This window comes from Bradyrhizobium sp. CCBAU 11357 (assembly GCF_028128865.1).
In the GTDB taxonomy this organism is placed as follows: Bacteria; Pseudomonadota; Alphaproteobacteria; order Rhizobiales; family Xanthobacteraceae; genus Bradyrhizobium.
On the sequence record NZ_LBJW01000002.1, the window covers coordinates 1 to 282 of the forward strand.

1 pseudogene is annotated in these 282 nt (G+C 61.7%); it reads right to left on the reverse strand.

What is annotated here, in order from left to right:
• Positions 1–282: pseudogene (locus XI05_RS00230) on the reverse strand (ribonucleoside-diphosphate reductase subunit alpha); the annotation flags it as partial.

Below are 282 nucleotides of genomic sequence, written 5' to 3' on the forward strand. Positions count from 1 at the left end.
ATCTCGCTGCACAGGTTGGAGGTCGAGACCTTGAGGCCGAGCTCGCGCTGGTGCTTGGGGAGCGCACGGTTCACGGTGTCGATGAACAAGAGATAAGGCTCGCCGGTCTGCAGCCGATTCTCAAGGATGCGTTGCCACAGCTGGCGGGCATCGATCTCGCGGACGACCTCGTTAGTCTTCGGGCTGCGCAGAGCGAATGCGGTGCCGGCGCCCACGGCACACATGAACTCGTCGGTGACGTTGATGCCGTGATGCAGGTTGAGGCTCTTGCGGTTGAAGTCA